Source organism: Amycolatopsis pigmentata, assembly GCF_042684065.1.
Lineage (GTDB): Bacteria > Actinomycetota > Actinomycetes > Mycobacteriales > Pseudonocardiaceae > Amycolatopsis_E > Amycolatopsis_E pigmentata.
This window is the reverse complement of record NZ_JBHUKR010000007.1, coordinates 893,751-918,547: the sequence shown is the minus strand read 5'-3', so window position 1 is coordinate 918,547 and position 24,797 is coordinate 893,751. Positions and strand designations below refer to the sequence as shown.

The 24,797-nt window shown below is 68.6% G+C and carries 20 protein-coding genes; 10 read left to right on the top strand and 10 right to left on the bottom strand.

Annotation, left to right across the window (positions count from 1 at the left end):
• Positions 1-933, bottom strand: a complete 933-nt coding sequence (locus ACFSXZ_RS17385; protein WP_378266060.1) for an ABC transporter substrate-binding protein — start codon at positions 931-933, stop codon at positions 1-3.
• Between the two features lie 113 nt (positions 934-1,046).
• The gene (locus ACFSXZ_RS17380; protein ID WP_378266059.1) at positions 1,047-2,474 is read right to left on the bottom strand and encodes a M20/M25/M40 family metallo-hydrolase; all 1,428 of its coding nucleotides are present in this window, start codon (positions 2,472-2,474) and stop codon (positions 1,047-1,049) included.
• Positions 2,475-2,835: 361 nt separating this feature from the next.
• Here ACFSXZ_RS17380 and pdhA point away from each other — a divergent pair, with 361 nt between their 5' ends.
• Genes pdhA through ACFSXZ_RS17365 form a run of 3 tightly spaced genes read left to right on the top strand, consistent with a single transcriptional unit; the run spans position 2,836 to position 6,409 of the window.
• Positions 2,836-4,068, top strand: a complete 1,233-nt coding sequence (gene pdhA, locus ACFSXZ_RS17375; RefSeq protein WP_378266058.1) for a pyruvate dehydrogenase (acetyl-transferring) E1 component subunit alpha — start codon at positions 2,836-2,838, stop codon at positions 4,066-4,068.
• Positions 4,068-5,102 (top strand): alpha-ketoacid dehydrogenase subunit beta, encoded by a 1,035-nt coding sequence (locus tag ACFSXZ_RS17370; protein WP_378266499.1) that lies wholly within the window; start codon positions 4,068-4,070, stop codon positions 5,100-5,102. The genes pdhA and ACFSXZ_RS17370 overlap by 1 nt, the downstream gene beginning before the upstream one ends.
• Positions 5,103-5,104: 2 nt before the next feature.
• On the top strand, positions 5,105-6,409 hold the full coding sequence (locus ACFSXZ_RS17365) for a dihydrolipoamide acetyltransferase family protein (protein ID WP_378266057.1): 1,305 nt from the start codon (positions 5,105-5,107) through the stop codon (positions 6,407-6,409).
• Positions 6,410-6,477: 68 nt separating this feature from the next.
• Here the strand turns inward: ACFSXZ_RS17365 and ACFSXZ_RS17360 are convergent, their stop codons facing one another.
• Positions 6,478-6,906 (bottom strand): hypothetical protein, encoded by a 429-nt coding sequence (locus ACFSXZ_RS17360; RefSeq protein WP_378266056.1) that lies wholly within the window; start codon positions 6,904-6,906, stop codon positions 6,478-6,480.
• Positions 6,907-7,036: 130 nt separating this feature from the next.
• On the opposite strand from ACFSXZ_RS17360, the gene ACFSXZ_RS17355 reads away from it, so the two are divergent.
• Together ACFSXZ_RS17355 and ACFSXZ_RS17350 are read left to right on the top strand one after the other, a co-directional pair.
• Positions 7,037-7,600, top strand: a complete 564-nt coding sequence (locus ACFSXZ_RS17355) for a TetR/AcrR family transcriptional regulator (RefSeq protein ID WP_378266498.1) — start codon at positions 7,037-7,039, stop codon at positions 7,598-7,600.
• Positions 7,597-9,543, top strand: coding sequence for an ABC transporter ATP-binding protein (locus ACFSXZ_RS17350; RefSeq protein ID WP_378266055.1), 1,947 nt, complete (start codon positions 7,597-7,599; stop codon positions 9,541-9,543). The genes ACFSXZ_RS17355 and ACFSXZ_RS17350 overlap by 4 nt, the downstream gene beginning before the upstream one ends.
• A 43-nt stretch (positions 9,544-9,586) precedes the next feature.
• Here the strand turns inward: ACFSXZ_RS17350 and ACFSXZ_RS17345 are convergent, their stop codons facing one another.
• From ACFSXZ_RS17345 to msrA, 3 genes are all read right to left on the bottom strand, one after another.
• A complete protein-coding gene (locus ACFSXZ_RS17345) occupies positions 9,587-9,886 on the bottom strand; it encodes a helix-turn-helix domain-containing protein (protein ID WP_378266054.1) in 300 nt (99 codons plus the stop codon).
• A gap of 5 nt (positions 9,887-9,891) precedes the next feature.
• The gene (locus ACFSXZ_RS17340; RefSeq protein WP_378266053.1) at positions 9,892-10,245 is read right to left on the bottom strand and encodes a type II toxin-antitoxin system RelE/ParE family toxin; all 354 of its coding nucleotides are present in this window, start codon (positions 10,243-10,245) and stop codon (positions 9,892-9,894) included.
• 278 nt (positions 10,246-10,523) lie between these two features.
• Positions 10,524-11,195, bottom strand: coding sequence for a peptide-methionine (S)-S-oxide reductase MsrA (gene msrA, locus ACFSXZ_RS17335; protein ID WP_378266052.1), 672 nt, complete (start codon positions 11,193-11,195; stop codon positions 10,524-10,526).
• A 293-nt stretch (positions 11,196-11,488) separates the two neighbouring features.
• Between msrA and ACFSXZ_RS17330 the strand changes: the two genes are divergently transcribed.
• The 3 genes from ACFSXZ_RS17330 to ACFSXZ_RS17320 all read left to right on the top strand — a co-directional run bounded on the left by ACFSXZ_RS17330 (position 11,489) and on the right by ACFSXZ_RS17320 (position 17,754).
• Positions 11,489-12,625 carry a hypothetical protein gene (locus ACFSXZ_RS17330; RefSeq protein WP_378266051.1) on the top strand — a complete coding sequence of 379 codons (1,137 nt, stop codon included), beginning with the start codon at positions 11,489-11,491 and terminating at the stop codon, positions 12,623-12,625.
• Between the two features lie 115 nt (positions 12,626-12,740).
• The gene (locus ACFSXZ_RS17325; protein ID WP_378266050.1) at positions 12,741-13,925 is read left to right on the top strand and encodes a hypothetical protein; all 1,185 of its coding nucleotides are present in this window, start codon (positions 12,741-12,743) and stop codon (positions 13,923-13,925) included.
• A 169-nt stretch (positions 13,926-14,094) separates the two neighbouring features.
• Positions 14,095-17,754, top strand: coding sequence for an FkbM family methyltransferase (locus ACFSXZ_RS17320; protein WP_378266049.1), 3,660 nt, complete (start codon positions 14,095-14,097; stop codon positions 17,752-17,754).
• Positions 17,755-17,766: 12 nt separating this feature from the next.
• Here ACFSXZ_RS17320 and ACFSXZ_RS17315 read toward each other — a convergent pair whose 3' ends face one another.
• Positions 17,767-18,870: a hypothetical protein gene (locus ACFSXZ_RS17315; RefSeq protein ID WP_378266048.1), complete on the bottom strand. Its 1,104-nt coding sequence runs from the start codon at positions 18,868-18,870 to the stop codon at positions 17,767-17,769.
• A 100-nt stretch (positions 18,871-18,970) separates the two neighbouring features.
• On the opposite strand from ACFSXZ_RS17315, the gene ACFSXZ_RS17310 reads away from it, so the two are divergent.
• On the top strand, positions 18,971-20,422 hold the full coding sequence (locus tag ACFSXZ_RS17310; protein ID WP_378266047.1) for an acyltransferase family protein: 1,452 nt from the start codon (positions 18,971-18,973) through the stop codon (positions 20,420-20,422).
• Between the two features lie 143 nt (positions 20,423-20,565).
• Here ACFSXZ_RS17310 and ACFSXZ_RS17305 read toward each other — a convergent pair whose 3' ends face one another.
• The 3 genes from ACFSXZ_RS17305 to ACFSXZ_RS17295 all read right to left on the bottom strand — a co-directional run bounded on the left by ACFSXZ_RS17305 (position 20,566) and on the right by ACFSXZ_RS17295 (position 23,861).
• On the bottom strand, positions 20,566-21,240 hold the full coding sequence (locus ACFSXZ_RS17305; protein WP_378266046.1) for a response regulator: 675 nt from the start codon (positions 21,238-21,240) through the stop codon (positions 20,566-20,568).
• Positions 21,237-22,391, bottom strand: a complete 1,155-nt coding sequence (locus ACFSXZ_RS17300) for a sensor histidine kinase (RefSeq protein WP_378266497.1) — start codon at positions 22,389-22,391, stop codon at positions 21,237-21,239. The genes ACFSXZ_RS17305 and ACFSXZ_RS17300 overlap by 4 nt, the downstream gene beginning before the upstream one ends.
• 147 nt (positions 22,392-22,538) lie before the next feature.
• Complete coding sequence (locus tag ACFSXZ_RS17295; RefSeq protein WP_378266045.1) at positions 22,539-23,861, bottom strand: UDP-glucose dehydrogenase family protein; 1,323 nt, start codon at positions 23,859-23,861, stop codon at positions 22,539-22,541.
• Positions 23,862-24,033: 172 nt separating this feature from the next.
• Here ACFSXZ_RS17295 and ACFSXZ_RS17290 point away from each other — a divergent pair, with 172 nt between their 5' ends.
• On the top strand, positions 24,034-24,792 hold the full coding sequence (locus ACFSXZ_RS17290; protein ID WP_378266044.1) for an SDR family NAD(P)-dependent oxidoreductase: 759 nt from the start codon (positions 24,034-24,036) through the stop codon (positions 24,790-24,792).
• Positions 24,793-24,797 lie beyond the last annotated feature (5 nt).

Genomic DNA, 24,797 nt, shown 5'->3' with positions numbered 1-24,797 from the left:
TCAGCCGGCCGGGTTGATGTCCGACTTGGTGACCGCGCCCGCGGTGCTCAGGTGCCATTTGGCCAGGATCTTGCCGTAGGTCCCGTCGTCGATGAGGGCCTGCACCGCGCCCTGGACGGCCTGAGAAAAGGTCCCGTTGCCCTTCTTCAGCGCGACACCGTAAGGCGCGGTGTCGTACGGCTGGCCGACGACCTCGACCTGACCGTTCGTCTGGGTGACGGCGTAGTCGACCACCGGCGAGTCGGCGAGCATCGCGTCGCTGCGCCGGGTGGTCAGCTGCAGGTTCACGTCGGTCTGGGCCTGGAACTGCTGGATGTTGATCGCGGGCTTGCCCTCCTGGGTGCATTTCTCCGAGCGCTTGGTCGCGTCGTCGACCTGCACGGTGCCCTTCTGCACGGCCAGGTTCTTGCCGCACAACGTGTCCGGGGTGAGGTTCGCCGGGTTGCCCTTGAGCACGCCGAGCGAGGTGCCCGCCTTGTAGTAGGAGACCATGTCCACGGTCTGCAGGCGCTCGGCGTTGACCGAGAAGGACGACATCGCCAGCTCGTACTTGTCCGCCGCCAGACCGGCCAGGATTCCGCTGAAGTCGGCGTTCTGGTACTCGAAGGTGAGGCCGAGCTTCTGGCCGATCGCGTTCCCGAGGTCGACGTCGAAGCCGACGACCTTGCCGCCTTCGTCCACGAACTCGTTCGGTGGATAGGTCTGGTCCTGTCCGACGGTCACCTTGCCGTCGGCGGCGACGGCGGCGGGCACCAGCGCGGCGAGCCGGTCATCCTTGGCCACCGCCGGTACCGGCGCCGCCGCGGCGCTGCTGCCGGAGGTGGCGGCCGCGCCGCCGGAGCCGTTACCGCCCGCGCCGCAGGCGGCGGTCAGGCCGGCCAACGCGACGGCGGGCAGCAGGATGAGCACCTTGATGTGTGTTCCACACGCCACGTTGGTCACTCCCGGTAGGTCGGATCGGTGTGAAACTCGCATCCTGCCATCGGAACGACCTCTAACGCAGTACCCACATTGTTACGTACTGATTGCAGCGAGAAAGAAGGTCGTCAGCCGTGCGCGTGCGCGTTCAGGACATGCGCGACCGCCTCGGTGACCTGAGCCGCGAACGCCAGATTCAGCCATTCGTCGGGCACGTGCGCGTTGGAGTCCGGGCCGAGCGCACCGGTGACCAGGAACTGCGCCTGGGGATACTTCCGGGCCAGCAATCCCATGAACGGGATCGAACCACCGATGCCGATGCCGCGGGCCGGTGCGCCGAAGACTCCCTCGCCCACCTCGTCGAGAGCGGCCGAGAACCACGGCGCGGGCTCCGGGGCGTTCCACCCGTCGGCGGACTCCAGGCCGGACAGCGTCACTCGTGCCCCGTACGGAACGTCGGTGGTCAGCGCCTTTTCGACGGCCGCGAGCGCGACCGCGCTGTCGGCGGTGGGCGGCAGGCGGAAGCTCAGCGCGAGCGTGGTGGAGTCCCGCAGCACGTTCCCCGCGTTCGCGGGTTCGGGAAGTCCGGAGGCACCGATCACCGAAAGCGTCGGGCGCCAGCTGTTGTTGAGCAGCAGTTCGAACTCGTCGTCCGTCACCGGCCGCATGCCTTCCAGCAGGGGGAAGGCCGACCGGATCGCCCCTGGGGTCGCCTGCGCGGACGCGCGGGCCTCCGCCACTCGATCGGCTGGGATCTCGACGTTCAACTCGGCGAGCTTGATCTCCCCGGTCTCACTGTCCTCGATCCGGTCGAGCAGTCGCCGCAGGATGCGGAATGAACTGGGCACGATGCCGCTGGCCAACCCGGAATGCTGGGCCGAGTCGAGCACTCCGACGGTGACCCGCACCTGCACCATGCCGCGCAGGCTGGTGGTCAGCCAGAGCCGCTCGTAGTCGTTGCCGCCGGCGTCCAGGCACACGACCAGGGACACTTCACCCAGCCGGTCCTCGAGATGGTTGAGGTAGGCGGGCAGGTCCGGGCTTCCCGACTCTTCGCCGGTTTCCAGCACGATCACCGACCGCGCGTGCCGCCCGCCGGCCGCGTGGACGGCCTCCAACGCGGCCGTGGCCGCATAACCGGAGTAGCCGTCGTCGGCGCAGCCGCGACCGTAGAGTCTGCCGTCGCGGACGACCGGGGTCCACGGGCCGAGGCCGTCGGACCAGCCCCCGACCGGAGGTTGCTTGTCGAGGTGGCCGTAGAGCAGTACCGTCCCCCGGTCCTCGGCGCCGGGCGTCGCGGGCACGTCGACCAGCAGGACGGGGCTGCGATCACCGAGCTTCACCACGTCGAGGGTGGCGCCGGGCAGGTTCCGCGCGGTGATCCAGGCACGGACGTGCTCGACCGCGGCGGCCAGGTGCCCGTTGGCCGACCAGTCGGGATCGAATGCCTCGGACAGCGCCGGGATCTCCACCAGCCCGGACAGGCTCGGCAGGATCTCTTCGGACCACAGCCTGCTGACGGTTTCACGCACGGTTGTCTGCTCCACGGTCACCATCCTGCCATCGCCCCCCGTAAGGCACCGGGCAGCGGTGTGGCCGAGGTCACGTCATGATCGCCATCTGGGCCACCACGTCCGGCGAAGGACCGCGCCACAGCTGGTCACACCGCGTGAGCAAGACCGACCTTCGGCGTGCCCACACTCGGTAGTCCAAGCATTTCCGCTGGTCATAGCGGGTTTCCCGGCAACGAATGGGCTTCGGCCTCTCACCCGGAGAGGCGAGTTCATGTCAGGATGTTCGGCGTAGGCCGCCACAACCGGCGGCCGACCCGAGCGCTTGAGATCCGATGCGCGGGTGGCCGCCGGCCGCCGCTGGCCGCCAAAAGCAGGTCAACGGCATGGATACCGAGGAGAGCGCATGTCGTCCCCAGAACAGTGGACGCACCCCGAACCCGGAGACGGACCGGCCGCACGAGCGGCACAACCGACCCGGGAGCAGGTGATCGCCGGTTTGCGAGCAACGACCGAAGGTGGCGCTGAGTTGACTCAGCTGCTCACCCCCGAAGGAGAACGAGTCGCCTCGGCGCGATTCGACCCCTACGTCAGCGATGTCGACGCCGAAACGCTCCGTGGCCTTTACCGCGACATGGTGCTGGTCCGGCGAGCCGACCGCGAATGCAACGCCATGCAGCGCCAGGGCCAGCTCGGCATCTGGGTACCGCTGCTGGGCCAGGAAGCCGCGCAGATCGGCTCGGGCCGGGCGCTGCGACCACAGGACATGGCCTTCCCCAGCTACCGGGAGCACGGCGTGGCGTTCACTCGCGGCGTCGACTTCCGCGAAGTGCTCGGGATCTTCCGGTGCACCGACCACAGTGGCTGGGACTTCAGCGCCCGCGGGTTCCACCCCTACACCATCGTCATCGGCAACCAGGTGCTGAACGCGGCCGGCTACGCGATGGGCCAGAAGTTCGAGGGCCGGGTCGGGAACACCGACGCCGACGGCAATCCCGCCGAGGACGACGAGGCCACCATCGTCTACTTCGGTGACGGCGCGACCAGCCAGGGCGACGTGCACGAGGGCTTCGTCTGGGCCGCGGTCTACGACGCGCCGCTGGTGTTCTTCTGCCAGAACAACCAGTGGGCGATCTCCGAGCCGACCGAACGGCAGTCACGCCTCCCGCTGTACCAGCGCGCCCGCGGCTACGGCTTCCCCGGTATCCGGGTCGACGGCAACGACGTGCTGGCCTGCCTCGCCGTCACCCGCTGGGCGCTCGAAGAGTGCCGCCACGGCAACGGCCCGGTGTTGATCGAGGCGTTCACCTACCGGATGGACGCGCACACCACGACCGACGACCCGAGCCGTTACCGGCTGTCCGAGGAACTCGAGGTGTGGAAGCACAAGGACCCGATCGAACGGGTCCGGGTGCACCTGGCCCGGACCGGCATGGCCGACCAAGCCTACTTCGACGGGATCGAAGCCGAGGCGGACGCCTTCGCCGCCGAGCTGCGAGATTTCTGTTTCAACATGCCCGAACCGCCGCCCGAGCGGGTCTTTTCCCAGGTCTACGCGGAGGGTTCCCCGACGCTGGAAGCGCAGCGCGAGGAGTACCTGTCCTACCTGGAAGGCTTCGCCGCGGCGGGTGAGCGATGATGGCGGCCCCCGTGAAGTCGGACGTAGGCAGTGACGTGACGCCGGCCGCGCCGCGCGCCCTGACCATCGGCAAGGCGCTGAACCTCGGCCTGCGGGCCGCGATGGAGGCCGACGACAAGGTGCTCGTCCTCGGCGAGGACGTGGGCAAGCTCGGCGGGGTCTTCCGGATCACCGACGGGCTGCAGAAGGACTTCGGCGAGCAGCGCGTGCTGGACACGCCGCTGGCCGAGTCCGGGATCATCGGCACCGCGGTCGGCCTGGCGGTGCGCGGATTCCGCCCGGTGTGCGAGATCCAGTTCGAAGGGTTCATCTTCCCCGGTTTCGACCAGATCAGCAGCCAGCTGGCCAAGCTGCACTATCGGACCCAGGGCCGGATCAAGGTGCCGGTGGTCGTCCGGGTGCCCTTCGGCGGCGGGATCGGAGCGGTCGAGCACCACTCCGAGTCGCCCGAGTCGCTGTTCGCGCACATCGCGGGGCTGAAGGTGGTGTCCTGCTCCAACCCCGCGGACGCCTACTGGATGATCCAGCAGGCCATCGCCTGTGACGACCCGGTGTTGTTCTTCGAACCGAAACGGCTCTACCACTCCGGGCATCTCAAGTCCGAAGTGGACACCACCACGCCACCCGGTCCGTTGTTCGCCTCCCGCGTCGTGCGCCCGGGCACGGACGCGACGCTGGTGGCCTACGGCCCCTCGGTGAAGGTGTGCCTGGACGCGGCGATCGCGGCGGAAGAGGAAGGCCGGTCGCTGGAGGTCATCGACCTGCGCACGCTTTCCCCGCTGGATCTGGCGCCGGTGTTCGAGTCGGTGCGCCGCACCGGACGGCTCGTCGCGGTCAGCGAGGCACCGTCGGAGTCGTCCCTGACCTCGGAGATCGCCGCGCGGGTGCAGCAGGAGTGCTTCTATTCGCTGGAAGCGCCGGTGCTGCGGGTGACCGGGTTCGACACGCCGTATCCGCCGTCGAAGATCGAGGAACACTATCTGCCCGACCTGGACCGGGTGCTCCACGTCGTCGACCGCTCGCTGGGGTGGTGAGCGTGCCCGACCTCAAACAGTTCCTGCTCGCCGACACCGCCGAAGGCCTCACTGAAGCCGAAATCCTCGGCTGGCGGGTGAAACCGGGCGACGAGGTGAAGGTGAACCAGATCGTCGTCGAGGTGGAGACCGCGAAGGCCGCGGTCGAGTTGCCGATCCCGTGGGCGGGGGTGGTCACCGAACTGCTCGCGTCGGCCGGTGACACGGTCGAGGTGGGCGCCCCGATCCTCACCATCGACATCGACCCCGCCGGGGTCGCCGCGTCGAACGGCACTCCGCCGGCTCCGGCCGCCGAGGAGGAGATGAAGCCCCTCGTCGGTTACGGCTCGAAACAGGGTTCGGCACAACGTCGCCCCCGCCGTGAAGCACAAGCCGCGCCGAAGACACCAGCCAAGGCCGACGCGGTCTCGCGGCCGGAAGCTCCACCGGAGCCACCGGCCGAAACCGGGCGGCGCGGTGGATACGTGCCCTTGGCGAAGCCACCGGTTCGCAAGCTCGCCAAGGACCTCGGCGTGGACCTCGGTGCGCTGAACGGCTCGGCCGCGGGCGGTGTGATCACCCGGGAGGATGTGGAACGGGCGGCGGCCCCGCCGCCGGCGCTCGCGGACGCCCGGGAGCGCCGGGTACCGATCAAGAGCGTGCGCAAGGCGACCGCGCGGGCGGTGACGGACAGTGCGTTCACCGCGCCGCACGTCACGGAGTTCCTCACCGTCGACGTCACGCCGATGATGGAACTGCGGGAAAAGCTGAAGCGCCATCCCCGGTTCGCCGGGATCAAGCTGACCCCGCTCGCGTTCGCGGCCAAAGCCGTCTGCCTGGCGGTGAAGCGGACCCCGGACGTGAACGCCACGTGGGACGAGGCGGCCGGCGAGATCGTCTACAAGGACTACGTGCATCTCGGAATCGCCGCGGCCACCCCGCGCGGGCTCGTGGTGCCGAAGATCCGTGACGCCGACGCGATGTCGCTGGCGGAGCTGGCCGGCGCCATCGAGGGGCTCACCATGACCGCCCGTGAGGGCAGGACCCCACCCGCGGACATGCTGAACGGGACGATCACGATCACCAACGTCGGGGTGTTCGGGGTGGACACCGGAACCCCGATCATCAATCCCGGTGAGGCCGCGATCCTCGCGTTCGGGGCGATCCGGGACATGCCCTGGGTGGTGGACGGCGAGATCCGGGTACGGAAGGTGCTCCAGCTCGCGCTGAGCTTCGACCACCGGCTGGTCGACGGCCAGCAGGGATCGGAGTTCCTCGCCGATGTCGGCGCGATCCTGGCCGACCCGGCGGTGGCGATCACCTACTGACCGGTTCGGTCTTCGCGAAAGGGGCCGTTTCGCCCGGGTTCCGGGCGAAACGGCCTTTCCGGCTGGAGCTATCTGACCTTGCGGAAGTTGTCCGCGGGCACACCGACCGAATCCCCCGATTCGAAGGTCACGGTGACGCCGTCGGACTTCCAGTCGACCTTGCGGATCCGGGGTTCGCCGGACCCGAACCGCAAGGCCACCGGGTAGTAGTAGTCCTTCGCGCCCGGGCCGAGGTGCAACTCGTAACGACTACCGTTCAGGCTGAAGATCCGGACCAGGGAGAGATCGCTCGCCCACTGGGCTCCCATGTCCTCGTACGTGACGCCCGCATCCTTCGACGACGCCTGGTAGAGCACCTTCTCGTGCACCGAGACCGACGACCCGGCGAACACGACGAGGGCCAGTGCCGCCAGGAAGGCCACGATGGCCAGGACAGGCCGGAAAAACCTGTTACGAGTCACCGCGCTGCTCACCGGCTCGGAGGAAACCACGCTCATTCGACGTGCCGCCAGTGGTGCCGGTTGCCTTCCTTCGCGTCACCGGAATTAAACCATTTGACGGAGTGAGCACTCACTCCGCATCCTGGACGGCGTGACCTCCAGTGGAACCAAACGCCGGGCGCCGGGCATGAGCCAGGAAGAGCGCCGCAAGATGATCGTCAGGGCGGTGCTGCCACTCGTCGTCGAGCACGGCGCCGCCGTCACCACCGCGCAGATCGCCCGCGCCGCCGGGATCGGTGAAGGCACGATTTTCCGCGCCTTCACCGACAAGAACGAGTTGATCGACGCCTGCCTGCACGAGGCCCTGCGCCCTGACGACGTCATCGAGGTGATCGCGGAGATCCCGTTCGACCGGCCCTTGGTGGACCGGTTGACCGAAGCGGCCGACGCGCTCTCCGCCCACCTGCAACGGATGGGCGCGATGGCCGCCGCCCTGCAGGCGTCCGGACGGACACCGGAGCGGAAGCCGGAGGACCGGCACCGCTTCGACCGGCACCGCTCGTTCACCGCGATGCGTGACGCCCTGGCCGAACTTTTCGAACCCGAGCGCGACCGGCTTCGGCTTCCCGCGAACCAACTGGGTGGCGTCTTCCTGTCATTGCTGCTCAGCCGCGCCCGCGACGACCAGGACGGACCCACGACCGCTGATCTGGTGGACGTCTTCCTCAACGGGGCGGTGACGCCCTCATGACGCAGGGTGGTCCGCCGCTGGGGCTCAGGCGTCGCCTGAGGCAGGCCAGCAGCACCGTTCCGGACAGCGGTCTCACCGGCCCGATCGAAATTCCCGACCCGCAACCGCCGGACGAACCGAAAGACCTCCGTGCCCGGCTGAACCGGTTGCGCACCTCGATCGGCGGGACCGTGCGGGGGCTGCCCCGGGTGGCCCGGCTGACGTGGCAGGCGAGCCCGGCGATGACCATCGTGGTCTTACTGTCCACTGTGGTCAGTGGGTTGATGCCGACGCTCACCGCCTACATCGCCAAACTCCTGCTCGACGCCGTCGTCGCGGCCGTGCGCGGGCAGGGCTCGACGGCCCGGATCGTCGAGATCACCGGGTTCCAGCTCGCGGTGTTCACCTTCACCGCGATCAGCACCGCGCTCACCAATATCGCGCAACAGATGTTGCAGGAACGCATGACCTTGACCATCCGGCACCAGGTGATGGCGCACGCGAGCCGGATGGACCTGTCCTTCTTCGAAGACTCGGTCTCCTACGATCTCCTCCGCCAGGCTTCGCAGGAGGCTCCGTCACGCCCGGTCTCGATGATGAGTTCGGCGCTGAGCCTCGGACGAACCGCCATCACGTTCGGCAGCATGATCGGACTGCTCGTGTCGATCAGCCCCGTGCTGGCGATCATCTCGCTGCTGGCCCCGGTTCCCGCCTTCATCTCCCAGTCCAAGTACGGGAACCGCGCGTTCATGCTGGCGCTCTACATCTCGCCGATTCGCCGCCGCCTGGACTACCTGTCGCAGCTGGTCACCCTGGACACCTACGCCAAAGAGACCAAACTCTTCGGCCTCGGCCCGTATCTGGTCGACCGGTTCCGCAAACTCGGCCAGACCTACTACGCGCGCGAACGCGAACTCACCACGAAACGGAACCTCGTGGGCACCTCGTGGAGTCTGCTGTCCACGGTGACCGGTTCCGCCATCGCGCTCTACATCGCGCTCGAAGCGGTGGGAGGCCGGCTCACCATCGGTGACCTCGCGCTCTACACCAGCGCGGCGACCGCCGTGCAGACCGCGGTTTCCGGCCTGTTCAACGGGTTTTCCGGCATGTACGAGAACAACCTGTACCTCGACACGCTGTACCAGTTCCTCGCCACCGAACCGAAGATCACCGCGCCGTCGCGACCACGACCACTCCCCGAACCAGTACGCGGACACGTCGAATTCCAGGAAGTCACGTTCTGCTATCCCGGCGCGGAGGCACCCGCGCTGGACAGCGTCAGCTTCGAGATCCGCCCCGGCGAAACCGTGGCCGTCGTCGGCCGCAACGGGGCCGGCAAATCGACGCTGTTCAAACTGCTGTGCCGGCTCTACGACCCGACCGCGGGTCGCATCCTGCTCGACGGCGTGGACATCCGGGAGTTCGAGCCGGAGCGGTTGCGCTCGCTGATCAGCGCGATGTTCCAGGACTACGTGACCTATCAGGGCACCGCCGCGGAGAACATCGGGCTGGGCCAGCTCGACCATCTCGAGGACCGGCCGCGCATCTCCGACGCCGCACAGCAGGCGGGAGTCGCGGAACGCATCGAGTCTCTGCCGAAGGCCTACGACAGCCCGCTCGGCCGGTGGTTCGACCAGGGAGTCAACCTCTCCGGCGGCGAATGGCAGAAAATCGCCCTGGCCCGCGCCTTCCTGCGCGACTCACCGATCCTGATCCTCGACGAGCCGACCTCGGCACTGGACGCGCGGGCCGAACACGACCTGTTCACCCGGCTCCGCGCCCTCGCGCACGGACGCACCACGCTCTACATCTCGCACCGGTTTTCCACCGTGCGCCAAGCCGAGAAAATCCTTCTGCTCGACCACGGCAAACTCGCCGAGCAGGGCACGCACGCGGAACTGATGGCACTGGAAGGCGCCTACGCCGAACTCTTCACACTCCAAGCCTCCGCCTACCACTCATGAGTGTTGGGAGCGGTCGCATGGTGGTTGCACGGCTTCGTGACGGTTACGCCGCCGACGTGCGCGGGGTCAATCGCACCACCAAGTCAGCTCCAAGTGCGTGAGCGAGGCGCTCGAGAACGGGAATCGTCGGCACCGTCCCACCGGCTTCGAAACGAGCGACCGCAGGCTGGGTCATGCCGGCGGCGTCCGCAAGCTGAACCTGAGTCCAGTTACGCGACTCGCGAAGCTCCCGGACGGCCTTCCCCAACTCGAACGCCACGCGGGCAGCCTCGTAAGCATCCTCAGCACCATGCTCCGTCAGACGCCTGTCCCGAAGACTCTTCCAATCGGTTCGCTCATTCATGTCCGTCACTCTCCACCGTGCTCGCCCACAGTGTGCCCTTCCGCGATACATCGCCGCATCGCCGTCCGAGCACGTGCCACTTCGCGTTCCTCGCGCATGCGGCTCTTTCGAAACTGAGTCAACAGGACGATGCGTCGCCCCGAGGCTATCCAGTAGGTAATTCGCACAGCCTCACCGTTCAGGTAGAACCGCAGTTCACGCGACTTGCCGTCGAGTTGCCGGGTGTACGGCTCTCCTAGCAACGGCCCGTGCTCGGCGAGTAAATCGACGTAGAAGGCGGCCGCTGCGAAGTACCGGCTCGGCAGACCCTCCATCCAGGCCCGAACTTCCGCTTCCAACTCGACGGTACCCCAGGGCATACCGTTAATGCTATAAGTCCTCGTCAGAACACGTTTGGGTGATCAGCTCTCGTGCGCGCCGAGGCGCGCTGGGCAAGAGACGCAGGCCCGTCGGCTCACCTCGTCACGACTATCGCAACAGGCTCGCGAACTCTTCTCGAAAAGCCAGAATTGCCACATGGTCATCGAAATGCCGTGGAGCGAACTTCAACGCGACCCGAAGAGCGTCGCGGCCCTCGGCGGCGCGAGCGCTGCGGTCGGTCCTCGCGCAGGCAATCAGGGAGTGGAAGAGCACACGATCAGTCCCTGGAAACCCCGAGACCCACCGGGCAGCTGACTCCGGTCCCACCCAAACCGCAGTACCCGTTCGGGTTCTTGTCCAGGTACTGCTGGTGGTACTCCTCCGCGTAGTAGAATTCCCGCAACGGCGCGATCTCCGTGGTGATCTCGCCGTAGCCCGCCGAGGCGAGCGGCTTGGCGAAAGATTCACGGGACGACTCGGCCTCGGCGCGCTGCTCGTCGTCGGTGTAGTAGATCGCCGAGCGGTACTGGGTGCCGATGTCGTTGCCCTGGCGCATGCCCTGGGTGGGGTCGTGGCCCTCCCAGAAGACCTTGAGCAGCGTTTCGTAGCTCACCCGCGCGGGGTCGAAGACCACGAGGACGACCTCGGCGTGGCCGGTCCGGCCGCTGCACACCTCTTCGTACGTGGGGTTCGGGGTATGGCCGCCCGCATACCCGACAGCGGTCGAATACACGCCGGGGGTCTGCCAGAACAACCGCTCGGCGCCCCAGAAGCAGCCGAGGCCGAAGACCGCGGTGCGCGAGCCCTCCGGGAACGGCGGTTTGATACGGCGATCCGGGTACACCGCGTGCCATTCCGGGGTCACCAATGGCTCGCTGCGTCCAGGAAGCGCCTCCTCGGCGCTCACGGGGTGAGTCTTGCGCGAGATGTCACTGCCGAACCAAGCCATGTTTCCACTGTACGTCGCCGTGGGAAAAGACCGTCCGGCGAAGCGTGCCCGTTGAGGGTGGTGGAGGGTGACGGTGGATGTGACTGCCACGCGAAGCGTGCCCGTTGAGGGTGGTGGAGGGTGACGGTGGATGTGACTGCCACGCGAAGCGTGCCCGTTGAGGGTGGTGGAGGGTGACGGGTGGGCTACGCTGTCGGATCATTGCGACACGGGCCTGACCGTTGGCGCTACGGTGTCGGTGGGCCGGCGTCGGGCCTTTCCCGGACGCCACGTGAACGACCCGAGGAGTCCCGATGAGTTGGCAGGAGGAGCTCCGCCGCCTGGATTCGGAACTGGCCAGGGGCAGGATCAGCCGCCACGAGCACCGCAAGCAACGCGACGAGCTGCTGGCCGCCGCCTCCGGTGGTGCCGCCCCGTCGCCGGTGGCCGCCCCTCTCGCCCCGACGGGCACCCCGCCACGGGGTTTTTCCGGCTGGCAAAGCGCCAACCCCGGGTCGGGCACCGCGGCGCCGGAACCCGCCCCGGCCGAGCAGCCCGCCGAGGTGGCCCAGCCGGCCGAAGAGTCCCCGCAGGAACAGACCGGCACTTCGGCCGCGCTGCTCGCCTCGGAGCGGCCGACCAGCGCGCCGAGTCCCGCGGACGAGCGGCCGACCGAGTCGATGCGCTACCCGTCGATGGCGGAGGCGCCGACCGTGATCACCAGGCCTGTCCGCGCCGAGGAGACGCCCAGCCTCATCCCGCCGATGCCCCGCCATTCCTCGGGTGTGGTGCGCCAGCCCAGCGTGCCGGTGTGGGGCAAACCGCGAGGGCACGGACCGACCTGGCTGTTCCTGTCGCTCGGTGTGCTCCTGGTCCTCGGTCTGATCATCGGTGCCACCTTCCTGTTCGGCGGCTCCAAGACGGACAACGCCGCCCCCGCACCGGGCAGCGCGGTCGCCAATCCCCAGCTGGACGTGGAAGGAAAGCTGCCCGAACTGCCCGGAACGCCGAACCCGAACAACTCCACGATGTCGGTGGACAAGGCCGCCCAGATGCAGATCATCTCCGCCACCGACGTGCCCAAGGTCAAGGCGAGCGGTGCCCAGGAGGTCGTCTATCGCGCCTCCGCGGAAACGGCCCAGCCCGACGCCGGTTACATGATGGTGGCCATCCCGACCGCGTCCGCCGAAGACGCGGGGAAACTGGTCAAGGGCCTCCGCGAAACCCTCATCAACGCCGGGTTCCGCGCCGACCCCCTGGGCAGGGCGGATGCCGACACCGCCTATACCGGGAGCAATTCGACGGGCCGGGTGACCGCGTTGTGGTATGCCTCCGGCCCGGTCGTGATCGGCATCGGCGTTTCCCAGCCGCTCACCGCGAACCCCGCAAGCCTTCACACCCGGATAACGCAGGTCCACGACAGCCTGGCGACGACGCTGCCCGCGGGCTGAGGATCGCCCGCTTCGACCCGCGCATCCGAGAAGTACCGCTGGCGTGCACAATGTTGCGAGTCGTCACTCCGGTGGCGCGCGACACGCCGCCAGTCACAAGTTAAGGGGGCCCCTGGTGTCTTGGCAGGAGGAGCTGCGCAAGCTGGACGAAGAGCTTGCTTCCGGCCGACTCTCCGCGGACGACTACCGGGTACGGCGTGACCAGGTCCTGTCGTCGGCGGTCGGACAGCCCGACAACACCGCCGCCCCGCAGCAGCCCGTGCCTCCGGCCGAGAACAACGGTGCGGCCGGTGACAGCACGCAGGTGATCCAACCGGTCAGTCCGCCCCAGGGCACGCCGCAACAGCAGCCGCCCCCCGAGGACGCCGAACGTACGCAGGCCGTGCCGCCGTGGCGGCCCCAGCAACCGATGGACCCGGGCCGCCCCCCTTACGGGCAACCGCAGTACCCGGCCTCACCGCCCGGCGGTTTTCCGCAGGCGGGGCCGGTCGCGCCCGCCGGCGGTTTCCCGCAGGCAGGCCCGGTCTCCCCGGCCGGTGGTTTCCAGCAGCCGTGGAACGCGCCCGAGGCCGACCAGACACCGCCGTGGGGCGGCGGCGACCTCCCGCCGCTGGTCCCGTCCGGTGACCCGGGCTGGGTCCAGCAGGGTCCGGAGTCCTTCGACGACAAGTCCGGCAACGGAAACACGAAGAAGATCATCGCGATCGTCGCCGCCGTGGTGGTGCTCGCCGGTATCGCGCTGGGTGCCTACCTGTTGTGGGGCACGGGCGGCGGTGGTGGCCATGAGGCCGCTCCCTCGAGCGCCGCCCAGCCGACGAGTCAGGCACCGCCCGACCCGCTGGCCGTCGCGAACATCCCGGGTGCGGCGGAAAGCCACGAGAACGTGACCACCTTCAACGCGGTCCCCGGCCTGAACTACCTGAACTCCAACGAGTTGTCGACCTACTCCAGCGCCGGTGCCGCCGCCACGAAGTACGTGGTCCACCACCTCGACGACGGCAACACCGTGGTCCTGCTGCTCACCGAGGTGAACAGCCCGGTGGCCGCGCAGAACGCGGCCAACCAGCTGATGTCCATCCAGATCCGCAATGGCGCGTCACGGCTGAACGACAGCCCCAACGGTGTCTACGCCACGACCATCAAGCCGAAGGAGAACAACGACGCGCAGGTCCGCGGTCACTACGCCCACGGCAACGTGATCGTCCGGGTCGAGGTGAGCGGGAAGAACCAGCAGTCCGCGCAGACCGACTTCTCGAACGTCCTCGCTTCACAGATGCAGGTGCTGCCGGCAAATGCCTGAGAGACTGCTTTCGAATGCTGAGTTAGCCATGCAAAATGACCGGCCGAACGCGCCGTCCGAAGGTAGCCGATCTCGGGGGCAGGGCTCCCGTCAGCCAAAACGAGGGCCGGGCACTGAGGAGATCCCTGGCCATGAGATCGGCTGGGCGCGTTCAGCTGCAGACGCTGACGTGACCACCGCGTGCACGATCGTCGCGCGCAACTACCTGCCCGCGGCGCGCGTGCTCGCCGCCTCCTACCTCGAGCATCACCCGGGTCACGACTTCGTGATCGCGGTGATCGACGCGCCGCGCGGCGAAAACGCCGAGCAGGACGGCTACCGCGTGGTCGGCCCGGACTCCTTCGGTATCGCCGAGGACGAGTACCCGCGGATGGCCACCGCGTATTCGGTGACCGAGCTGGCCACCGCGGTGAAGCCGTTCCTGTTGCGGAAACTGCGCCAGGACAACGACGTCGTGATCTACCTCGATCCCGACATCCAGGTTTTCGCGCCGATGCCCGAGGTGCCGAAGCTCGCCGGTGAGCGCTCCATCGTGCTCGCGCCGCACTTTCTCAAGCCGTTGCCGCGCGACGGGATGGAGCCCGACGAAGCCGTCATCATGGGCACCGGGATGTTCAACCTGGGCTTCGTCGCGGTCGGCCCCGGCTCGGAGGAGTTCCTGGACTTCTGGGCCGAGCGCCTGCGCCACAACGCCATCGTCGCCCCGGAACAGCAACTGTTCACCGACCAGCGGTGGGTGGACCAGGTCCCGTCGCTGTTCGACCATCACGTCGTCACCGACCCCGGTTTCGACGTGGCCTACTGGAACGTGCACGAACGGCCGGTCGAGCGCTCCGCGGATGGCGTGCTCACCGCGGGTGGCGCGCCGCTGAGGTTCTTCCATTTCAGCGGGTACCGTCCGGAAAAGCCGTGGCTGCTGACCTACCACTGTGCCCGCAAGCCGCGTGTGGTGTTGTCGGCCAACCCCGAGGTGCGGAAGCTCTGTGACGCCTACGGCGCCGCGCTCAAGAAAGCCGGTTACGCCGAGGCGCTCGACGCGATTCCTTACGGTTTCGCCACTTTCGCCGACGGCAAGCCCGTTCCCCGCCTGGCCCGCCGGGTGTTCCGCGACGCCTGGATCAAGGCCGACCGCAAGAAGACCGAGCCTCCGCCGCACGCCTACGCCGATGACGGTGGAGCGGCCTTCCGCGCCTGGTTGTCCTCACCCGCGGACCCCGCGCAGGCCGCGGCCGGGCTCAACCGGCTCACGCAGGCGATCTGGGCTTCCCGGATCGACCTGCAGATGGCCTTCCCGCATCCCTGCGGAGAAAACGCCGATGCCTTCCGTTTCTGGTGTGAAGGCTCCGGTGTGGCCGAAGCGGGCCTGCCCGAGTGGGCCCTGCCCGCTCAGCCGCTCCGGCGCGAGCCGCCCGTCGACGAGTTCGGGGTGAACCTGCTCGGCTATCTCACCGCTGAACTCGGTCTCGGTGAAATGGGCCGGATCGTGCACGAGGCGATCGAGGCCGGTGGTGTCGGGATCGCTTCGGTGCTGGAAGAGAAGGCCGTGTCCAACCGCACCGGGATGGACAGCCCGGAGACCGTGGGGCGGCCGCGGTACCCGGTCAGCATCCTCGCGGTGAACGCGGACCAGACCCGGTTGATCCTGACCCATCACCCGGAGGTCGGCCACCAGCGTTACCGGATCGGCCTGTGGGCCTGGGAACTCGAGGACTTCCCGGAGTGGCAGCACGAAGCGTTCGGCATGGTGGACGAAGTGTGGACGGTGAGCGACTTCTGCCGCGCCGCCTTCGCCCGGCATTCCCCGGTCCCGGTCAAGACCATTCCGGTGCCGGTGCGCGACCCGGGCGAGCCCTCGCCGCCGGCGCGCGAAAAAGGCGAACCGGTGCGGTTCCTGTTCGCGTTCGACTTCAACAGCGTCGCGGAGCGGAAGAACCCGTGGGGCACGGTCACCGCGTTCCAGCGCGCCTTCCCCGGACGGGACGACGTCCGGCTCACCATCAAGGCGATCAACGCCAAGCTGCACCCGCTGGATGCGGAACGGTTGCGCGCGGCCGTCGCCGGTGACGACCGGATCGAACTCGTCGAGCGCTACCTGAGCGTGGCGGAACTGCACGACCTGTACGAGCGAAGCACCTGTTACGTGTCGCTGCATCGCAGCGAGGGTTTCGGGTTGACCGTCGCGGAAGCGATGGCACGGGCGATGCCGGTGATTTCCACCGGCTATTCGAGCACGACCGAGTTCCTCGACGACTCGACCGGCTGGGCCATCCCGTACCGCCTGATCCCGGTCGGCAAGGACTGTCATCCGTACCAGGCCGAAGCGGTGTGGGCCGACCCCGACCTCGACGCCGCGGCCGCGGCGATGCGCCAGGTCGCCGACGATCCGGACGAGGCCGCACGCCGGGGCAAGGCCGCACGCCGGCACATCCTGCGCACCCGTTCCCTGGAAGCGGCCGCGAAGTGGATGCGCCAGGAGCTGGAAAGCGCTTACCGGAGCTGGCAGAACCGGGGATCGACGGCGCCGGCGGGGCCGGAGCATCCGCTGTCCCCGATGCACCGCGCCACGCAGGCACTGCACTGGCGTCCCGAAACCGCGGGCCCAGCCCGCCTGCCGCTCGCGCCCGCGATGCGCAAGGTCGTGCTGCGCGCGATCGACCACTACGACGTGCACCAGCGCCGGGTGATGGGCGAACTGTTCGGCGGGGTCGAGGACACCGTCAGCCGCCTGTTGTCCAGGATCGAAGCGCTCGAAGCGAGCGCCTCGGAGGCCCGCGAAGCGGCCGAGAAGGGCCGGAAGTTCGACGAGCGACTCGAAGCGCTCGCCGCGCAGATCGACCGGTTGAACCACCAGTCGCCGGCCACCGAACTGGCACTGCGGAACCTCGAAGCCGGCGCGGCCGAGCTTTCCGGTGCGCTGGACGCGCGGATGGAAGCCGTGCACGGCATGTTCGCGGAGCGGGATCAGCGGCTCGACAGCGACGAGAAGGCGATCCAGCGGGTCACGCGCGATGTCACGGCATTCCGCGAAGCCGCACGGCTCGCGCACGCGCCGGTGCCCCGGGACGCGGACGTCGTGCCGTGCGATGTCGGCGCGCTGCTGATGCCGGTCGACGAAGTGATGCTGCCGTGGATCGTCTATCACCGTTCCTGGGAAGACAGCGAAGCCGAGTTGATGGCGGATCTCGCCAACCGGAATCCGGGCGCGTTCCTCGACATCGGCGCGCACGTGGGGTACCACACGCTGCGGCTGCTGAAATCCTGTCCCGAGGTGAGCCGGGTGGTCGCGGTCGAGGCCGACCCGGTCAACGCCGCGTACCTGCACCGGAACGTGACGGTGAATCTGCCCGCGACGGTGGCGGAGCGGGTCACCGTGTTCGACGCGGCGGCCTGGGACGCGCCGGGACAGTTGCGTCTGGAGCACGCCACGCCGGACAACAGTGGCGACAACAGGGTCAACGCGACCGGCCCCGGCGTCGCGGTGCGGGCGCTCCGGCTCGATCAGGAACCCGAGGTGACCGCCGAGCCGGTCACCCTGATCAAGGTCGATCTCCAGGGCCGTGATCACCGTGCGCTCGCCGGACTCGCCGGTGTCCTGGAACGCGACCACCCGCATGTGGTGTGCGAGTTCTGTCCGGAGGCCATCGAGGAACTCGGTGACGACCCGGCCAAGGTGCTCGCCGGATACCGCAAGTACGGCTACCGCCTGATTCCGGTGGACGACAACGGACCCGTCACCTCGCCCACCCGCGACGACGCGGCTCTGATCGCCGAAGCCCGCGAAGACGCCAAGGGCTTCCTCACCCTGTGGCTCGCCCCGGAAACCGTTTGACCACAAGAAGAATTACGGGTTCACGGTCGCGACGGTGGTCAGGAACATGCCGTACCAGCCGGAAGCGAGCGCGCCGACGGGCAGCAGCACGGCGAGCGCGCGCTTCGGCAGCTTGGCCGCGAGCATCGCGGCCGGCAGCAGGATGGTGAACGCGGGAAGCAGAAACCGTGCCCTCGACTGGAAGTAGTTCGACGAGGTCAGCGCGATGAAGACGACGAGCGTGCCGTAGACGTAGAGCGCCGGGTGTGTCTTCGTCGTGTACAGCCACACGAGCTGCACCACGGCGGCGAGCACGATCAGCGAAGTGAGGGTGAGCCAGGGGGAGTCGCCGACCAGTCCCCGCCCGAGCCTTTCCCACGTGAAACGACCCCAGTCGAACCGCATCTGCCAGGCGCTCTGCAGCCACAGCCAGCCGTCGGGCCGGCCCGTGCGCAAGGCCACGTAACCGAGGTAACCCGCGGTACCCAGCGGCGCGAGAAGGATCGCGAGCCACGGCCGCCGGCCGTCCTCCCGGCGCACGATCGCGATCAGCGCCGCCACCATCACCGCGACCACCAGCGCGAGAGCGACCGCCCTGGTCAGCCCGGCGAGAACGGTCAGCCACCCGGCCGCCGTCCACCGCCGCCGCACGACGGCGACCAGCGCCCACGCGCTCAACGCGCACAGGAGGGACTCGGAGTAGACCATGTGCAGCGCGGCCGCACCCGGCGCGATCGCCCAGAGGGCGGCGAGAAGGGTGCCCGTGCGCGGCCCGTCCAGTTCGGAGCCCAGCGTGAACAATCCGGCCGCCGCCAGTCCGCCGACGAGCAGCGTCACCAGGAATCCGGCCCACACCCCGGGCACGCCGAGCGCGACCGGCAAGGCCACCAAGGCGGGATAGAGCGGGAAGAACACCATGCTGTTCTGGACCGGCATCCCGTGCTGGTCCAGGAGAACCGGGATGCGGTAGCCGTGTTCGGCGATCTCGAGGAACCAGGCGCCGTCCCAGTGACCGATGAAGAAGTCCGGCGGGTAGTGCACTCGCAAGCCCATCACGATGAGCACCGCGAACGCGATCGCCTGAAGGCCGTAGTAGAGCGCGATAGCCGGCCGAGCCGAACGTAAGGGACCGAACAACCGGCTCTCCCTGCCGCCGTGGGAGTATCGCTGGAGGACACCCCGCGATGGACGCTACCCTTCTTGAGGCGCTTCGCGGTGAGGATGGGGGTGATCGCCGGTGGTCGAGCAGGCGAGTCCGGTCAAGGACGGGGCCCGCGGGACGTCGGCGACCGGTTCCCCGGCCTCTGCGCCGAAATCGGCGCCCAAGAATCGTATCGTTTTCATCGACATCGGCCGCGGGCTAGGCGCGTTGCTGGTGTTCTACAGCCATATCGCGCACCCGTGGGTCATGGCCAAGGGCGAGAACGCGCCCTATATCAGCTTCATCGAGGCGCTCACCAGCGATCCGATGCACATGTCCAAACAGGGCATCGGCCAGATCGCGGTGCCGTTCTTCTTCCTGGTCAGTGGATACGTGGTCACGCCGATCGCGCTGAAGCAGGGACAGGGCCGCTTCGCGGTCAACCGGTTCATCCGGGTCTACGCGCCGATGTTGTTCGTCGTGCTGCTGACCACGCTGATGCTGGTGGTGAACCTCCACCCGCCGTCGACCGGCCAGTCGCAGCAGCTCACCCCGCTCACCGTCCTGACCAACACCGCGCTGGTCAACTACCTGATCTTCCCGCAGGTCGTGCTGGTGCCGGTGGCCTGGACCATGATCGTCGAGGTCCTGTTCTACCTGTTGCTGATGGCCGTGCTGCCAGCACTGCGCCGCTGGCCGTGGCTGGGCATCGCGCTCGAACTGACCTTCATCTTCGTGGTGATGATGAGCCGCAGCCAGCTCAACGCTTCGTATTCGCTGTTCGCGGTGAACGTGTCCTACCTGCCGGCCATGCTGCTCGGTCAGATCATCTGGGCCACGACGACGAAGAAGATCCCGCTCTGGACCGGCGGGGTGTTCACCGGGGTGGCATGGTCGTTGTACGTGCTGGCGGACATCATCAATGTCGGCCGGATCGACAGCTCGTACAACCTGTCCCTCGCGTTCGCCGTGCTGTGCTTCATGATGGGCTACTTCGCCGAGCCGAAGCTGCGCCAGTGGAAGTTCTGGACGTCGATGTCGGAGCGCAGCTATTCGCTGTACCTCCTGCACATGCTGGTCTCGTTCGTGGTGCTCCAGTTGTTGCGCCCGATCCTGCCGTTCCCGATCGCGGCGATCATCGCGATCGGAGCCGTGTTCGGGGTGGTCGAGCTGAGCTATCGCTTCGTGGAGCGCCCGAGCCACACGCTCGCGCGCAAGCTTTCGCATCGTGCCCCCGCCCGCGAACCCGCGGCCGAAGAACCTCCGGCGCCACCTCCCGAGCCGCAGCTCGCACGCGCGGGCAAGCCGTCACCGCCCGCCCCCGCCGACGGCACTTCGAACGGCGGTCAACGTCGGCCGCCGCCCCGGCACCGGCGTGGTCCGGTCCCGGTGCCCGGCGAGGTCACCGTCGAGATGCCGAGGATCCGGCGCCGGTCCGTGCCGGACGAGACCCAGACCGATGTGACACCGGTCGTCGACGAACGGCGGTCCATCGCCGGACGGCTCGACGCGCCCCGGCACGCCCGGCGTGTCACCCCCAAGAGGTGAAATTCCGGCCGCGGCCGCAACCTCGACCGGCGCTCGCGCGCCTTCTCGACAGACCATGGTCGAAAGGGAGGGCTCGAATGTGGTTGCAGGTCTCGATCGTCATCGGACTGGCCGTGGTGTTCGTGGTGCGGCTGATCTCCGGCCTACGTTCCCGGTGAACCAGGGCGGACCAGACCGGACTCGTACGCCAGCACGACGAGTTGCGCGCGGTCACGCGCACCGACCTTGGTCATGACGCGGCTGACGTGCGTACGCGCCGTGGCCGTGGAGATGACGAGTTGTTCGGCGATCTCGTCGTTGGACAACCCACCGGCGACAAGGGCGAGCACTTCGCGTTCCCGGTCGGTGATCTGCCGGACCGCGCGGGCGTCGACGCGGCGATGCTCGGGTCTGCCGACGAACTCGGCGATCAACCGCCTGGTCACCGTCGGCGCGAGCAGCGCCTCGCCGGCCGCCACCACCCGGAGCGCGCGCAGCAACTCGACCGGTTCGATGTCCTTGAGCAGGAACCCGCTCGCGCCCGCCCGCAGCGCTTCGTAGACGTATTCGTCGACGTCGAAGGTCGTCAGTACGAGCACGCGCACGCTCGCCAGGTTGGGATCGCCGGTGATCCGCCGGGTCGCTTCCAACCCGTCCGTCCCGGGCATGCGGATGTCCATCACCACCACGTCCGGCCGCACCTCCTGGGCCAGCCGCACCGCCTCTGCGCCGTCGGCGGCCTCACCGCACACCTCGAAGCCGTCTTCGGTCTCCAGCAACACCCGGAAACCGCCACGCACCAACGTCTGGTCGTCGGCGAGTACCACCCGGATGGTCATCGGCGCTCCTCCACGAGTCCGCGCGTCTCGACCGGAATCTCGGCCCGAACCTCGAAACCACCGTCGAGGACGCGAAAATCGAGACGTCCACCGAGCGCCGCCGCGCGTTCCGACATCCCGCGCAGGCCATATCCCGCCGTGGGTTCGGTCGCGTCGCGGCCGTCGTCGGCCACCACCAGCTCCAGCATCCCGTTCTTCCATCCAAAGTGGACATCGACGGTGCGGGCATCGGTCGCGTGCCGCACCACGTTCGTGAGGGACTCCTGCAGGATCCGGTAGGCCGCGACGTCCACCGGCGCCGGCAGTTCTCCTGGTGACCCGTGCACGCGCACCTCGCGGCCGGTGGCCCGGGTGTGCTCCAGAAGCTCCTCGAGCCGGGACAGGCTGGGCGCCGGCCCGAGCCCCTGGCCGGTCCGCAACACCGCCACGGTCGCCCGCAGGTCGGCCAGCGCGGCGGCACTGGCGTCCTTGATCGCGCGCAATGCCTCGACGGCCTGCTCCGGCCGCCGGTCCGCGACGTGCGCGGCCACCCCGGCCTGCACGTTGATCATCGCGAGACTGTGCGCCACCACGTCGTGCACCTCACGGGCGATCTGCAACCGCTCGTGCTCGGCGAGCCGGCGCTGCCGCTCCGCGGCCTGATCCCGCGCCGCGCGCACGGCCACGCCCCGGTTACGCGCCGCCGTCCCGATGCCGAGCACAGCCGCCAGCCACACCACGGACAGCGTCGCCCGTGCGTCGAACGTCAACTTGTCGCCCAGCACAAGATGCCCCACCAGAACGCCCAGCAGCGTTCCCGCGCCCGCGACGCCGGCGACCAGCGGACCGCGACGCCGGGTCAGCGTGAACAGCGCGATGGTCGGCAGCACCGCGGCAGGGCCATCGGGGTAAGCCGACGCGTAATACGACCAGGTGAAAGCGGAGACGGCGAGGAACGCCGACAGGGGGAACCGGCGGGAAACCAGCAAGGGCAACGCCGCCGCGACGAGCCAGGCGTAGCCCAGGAGGTCGAGGGGGGGTGTTCCCGGCTGCACGTGGCCGGCCGCCGTGGTTCCGCCCAGTACGACGGCCATCGGCACGACCGTCAGCAGGAAGCCCACCCGTCGCCCACCACCACCCTCAACGGAAGCGCTCCGCGCTGCGATCCCCATCATGCGTCGCCCACCACCACCCTCAACGGAAGCGCTCCGCGCTGCGGCACTCATGCGGAAAGCCCGGCACACCCCTGCAAACTACGGCACGTCCGAGGAGTCCGCGTCGGCCGAGAAGCGACTCTTGGGTTACGACGGCGACGGTACTCAGGGCCGTCCGGCGGTGGTCAGGTCACCCTGCGAGGCCCGCGTGCGGCGGGGACGCCCGAGGCCCAGCCAGGACAGGCCGGCGTCCAGGACCGCCTGCGGGTCGAGCAGGTTCCGCGTATCGATGACCGCCTCGCCGTGCATCAGCTCCGCGAGGTAGGTCCAGTCGAGCTTGCGGAACTCGTCCCACTCGGTGAGCACCACGATCCCGTCGGCACCCTTGGCCACCTGATACGGGTCGTCGACCACGTTCATGCCGGGGAAGCCTCCGCCGACCGCCGGGTCGTAGGCGATCACCTCGGCTCCGTGCGCGGCCAGCATCGACGCCACCGAAAGCGCCGGGGAGTCCCGCACGTCGCTGGTCCCGGCCTTGAACGCGAGGCCGAGCACCCCGATCCGGGCACCGGCGAGGCCACCGACGGCCCCCGCGATCTTCGCCACGATCCGGTCACGCTGGGCGATGTTCTCCACGATCGCCGCCGAGAGCAGGGTGAAGTCGAAGCCGGCGGCGTCGGCCACCTGCACCAGGGCATGGGTGTCCTTGGGCAGGCACGACCCACCCCAGCCCGGACCCGGCTTGAGGAAGGACCGGCCGATGCGACGGTCGTAGCCCATTCCCTCGGTGACCGCGAGGATGTCGGCGCCCAGCCGCTCGCAGAGTTCGGCGATCGCGTTGACGTAGGACAGTTTCATGGCCAGGAAGCAGTTCGCCGCGTACTTGACCATTTCCGCGCTGGCCGCGTCGGTGATCACGTTCGGCGCCGCCAGGTCGCGGTAGAGGCCCGCGACCCACTCGGCGGCGGAGCGGTCGTCCGACCCCACCACGATCCGGTCCGGGCTCATGAAGTCGGCGACCGCGGTGCCTTCACGGAGGAACTCGGGGTTCGCCACGACGGGCACGTCGTCGCGGCCCAGCAGGTCACGAATCCGCCCTGCCGTGCCCACCGGCACGGTGGACTTCGTGATCAACGCGCACCGTGACGGCAGCACGTCACCGATTTCGGCGACCACCGCCTCCACCGCACGCAGGTCGGCGGCGCCGCCCACGCCCATCGGGGTCGGCACGCAGAGGAACACCGCGTCTGCCACGGCCGCGGCCCGCCGCGCCCCCACCACGAAGGACAGCCTGCCCGCGGACAGGCCGCGGGAGACCAGTTCCTCCAGTCCTGGCTCCAGGATGTCCACCTGCCCGGCGGCGAGTCTGGCCACCTTCGCCTCGTCCACGTCCACGCAGGTGACCCGATGACCCAGGCCGGCGAGGCAGGCGCCGGTGGTCAGTCCGACGTATCCGGTCCCGACCACCACGATCCGAGCTTGTCCCATGCTGCGAAGGTGACAGCCGGAGTTGACTTCCGCGCTAACGGCAGTGGTCGCGGCCGAATACTCCTCGCGAGGAGTGGGCACGTCACCACGCTGTTCACAGGGTCACACCCGTCGCACGCGAACGAGCGTTAACCTTGCGGAAAATCCTCCAGGAGCTGGGAAAGGACAGGGCATGCGGATCACCGACACGGCCGCGATCGTCACCGGTGGAGCCTCGGGGCTCGGGGGCGCGACCGCGCGGGCATTGGCGTCCAGGGGCGCCCGGGTGTTCGCGATCGATCTCCCGGCCGGCATCGCCAAGGCGCCCGCGGTCGACGGCGTGACCTACGTCGAGGCCGACGTCACCGATGCCGAGCAGGTGCGCTCCGCCGTCGAAGCCGCGTCGGACGCGGGCGTCCCGCTGCGCACCGTGGTGAACTGCGCGGGGATCGGGCCGTCCGCGCGGATCCTGTCCAAGAAGGGCGCGCACGACCTGGCGCTGTTCCGGAAGGTCATCGAGGTCAACCTGATCGGCACGTTCACCGTGCTCACGCTTGCCGCCGAGGCGATCGCCAAGACCGAACCGCTGGAGGACGACGCTCGCGGTGTCGTCATCAACACGGCCTCCATCGCGGCGTTCGACGGCCAGATCGGCCAGGTGGCGTACTCGGCGTCCAAGGGTGGCGTGGCCGGGCTGACCCTGCCGGCCGCACGGGATCTGGCTTCACACGGCATTCGCGTGGTCACCATCGCGCCCGGGATCCTCGACACCCCGATGCTGGCCACGATCAGCGACGAGTTCCGCGCCGGTCTCGCGGCCGGGGTGCCGTTCCCGAAGCGGCTGGGACGCCCGGACGAGTACGCGCAACTCGCCGTGGACATCATCGAGCACGACTACCTCAACGGCGAGGTCATCCGGCTCGACGGCGCACTGCGGATGGCGCCACGCTGAGTTTT

Bases quoted from the DNA above. Each gene is read 5' to 3' on its own strand.
- pdhA (WP_378266058.1), top strand. From the start codon at position 2,836: ATGTCGTCCCCAGAACAGTGGACGCACCCCGAACCCGGAGACGGACCG.
- ACFSXZ_RS17355 (WP_378266498.1), top strand. From the start codon at position 7,037: ATGAGCCAGGAAGAGCGCCGCAAGATGATCGTCAGGGCGGTGCTGCCA.
- ACFSXZ_RS17300 (WP_378266497.1), bottom strand. From the start codon at position 22,391: ATGGGGATCGCAGCGCGGAGCGCTTCCGTTGAGGGTGGTGGTGGGCGA.
- msrA (WP_378266052.1), bottom strand. From the start codon at position 11,195: ATGGCTTGGTTCGGCAGTGACATCTCGCGCAAGACTCACCCCGTGAGC.
- ACFSXZ_RS17340 (WP_378266053.1), bottom strand. From the start codon at position 10,245: ATGCCCTGGGGTACCGTCGAGTTGGAAGCGGAAGTTCGGGCCTGGATG.
- ACFSXZ_RS17380 (WP_378266059.1), bottom strand. From the start codon at position 2,474: ATGGTGACCGTGGAGCAGACAACCGTGCGTGAAACCGTCAGCAGGCTG.
- ACFSXZ_RS17330 (WP_378266051.1), top strand. From the start codon at position 11,489: ATGAGTTGGCAGGAGGAGCTCCGCCGCCTGGATTCGGAACTGGCCAGG.
- ACFSXZ_RS17370 (WP_378266499.1), top strand. From the start codon at position 4,068: ATGGCGGCCCCCGTGAAGTCGGACGTAGGCAGTGACGTGACGCCGGCC.
- ACFSXZ_RS17290 (WP_378266044.1), top strand. From the start codon at position 24,034: ATGCGGATCACCGACACGGCCGCGATCGTCACCGGTGGAGCCTCGGGG.
- ACFSXZ_RS17350 (WP_378266055.1), top strand. From the start codon at position 7,597: ATGACGCAGGGTGGTCCGCCGCTGGGGCTCAGGCGTCGCCTGAGGCAG.
- ACFSXZ_RS17305 (WP_378266046.1), bottom strand. From the start codon at position 21,240: ATGACCATCCGGGTGGTACTCGCCGACGACCAGACGTTGGTGCGTGGC.
- ACFSXZ_RS17360 (WP_378266056.1), bottom strand. From the start codon at position 6,906: ATGAGCGTGGTTTCCTCCGAGCCGGTGAGCAGCGCGGTGACTCGTAAC.
- ACFSXZ_RS17295 (WP_378266045.1), bottom strand. From the start codon at position 23,861: ATGGGACAAGCTCGGATCGTGGTGGTCGGGACCGGATACGTCGGACTG.
- ACFSXZ_RS17345 (WP_378266054.1), bottom strand. From the start codon at position 9,886: ATGAATGAGCGAACCGATTGGAAGAGTCTTCGGGACAGGCGTCTGACG.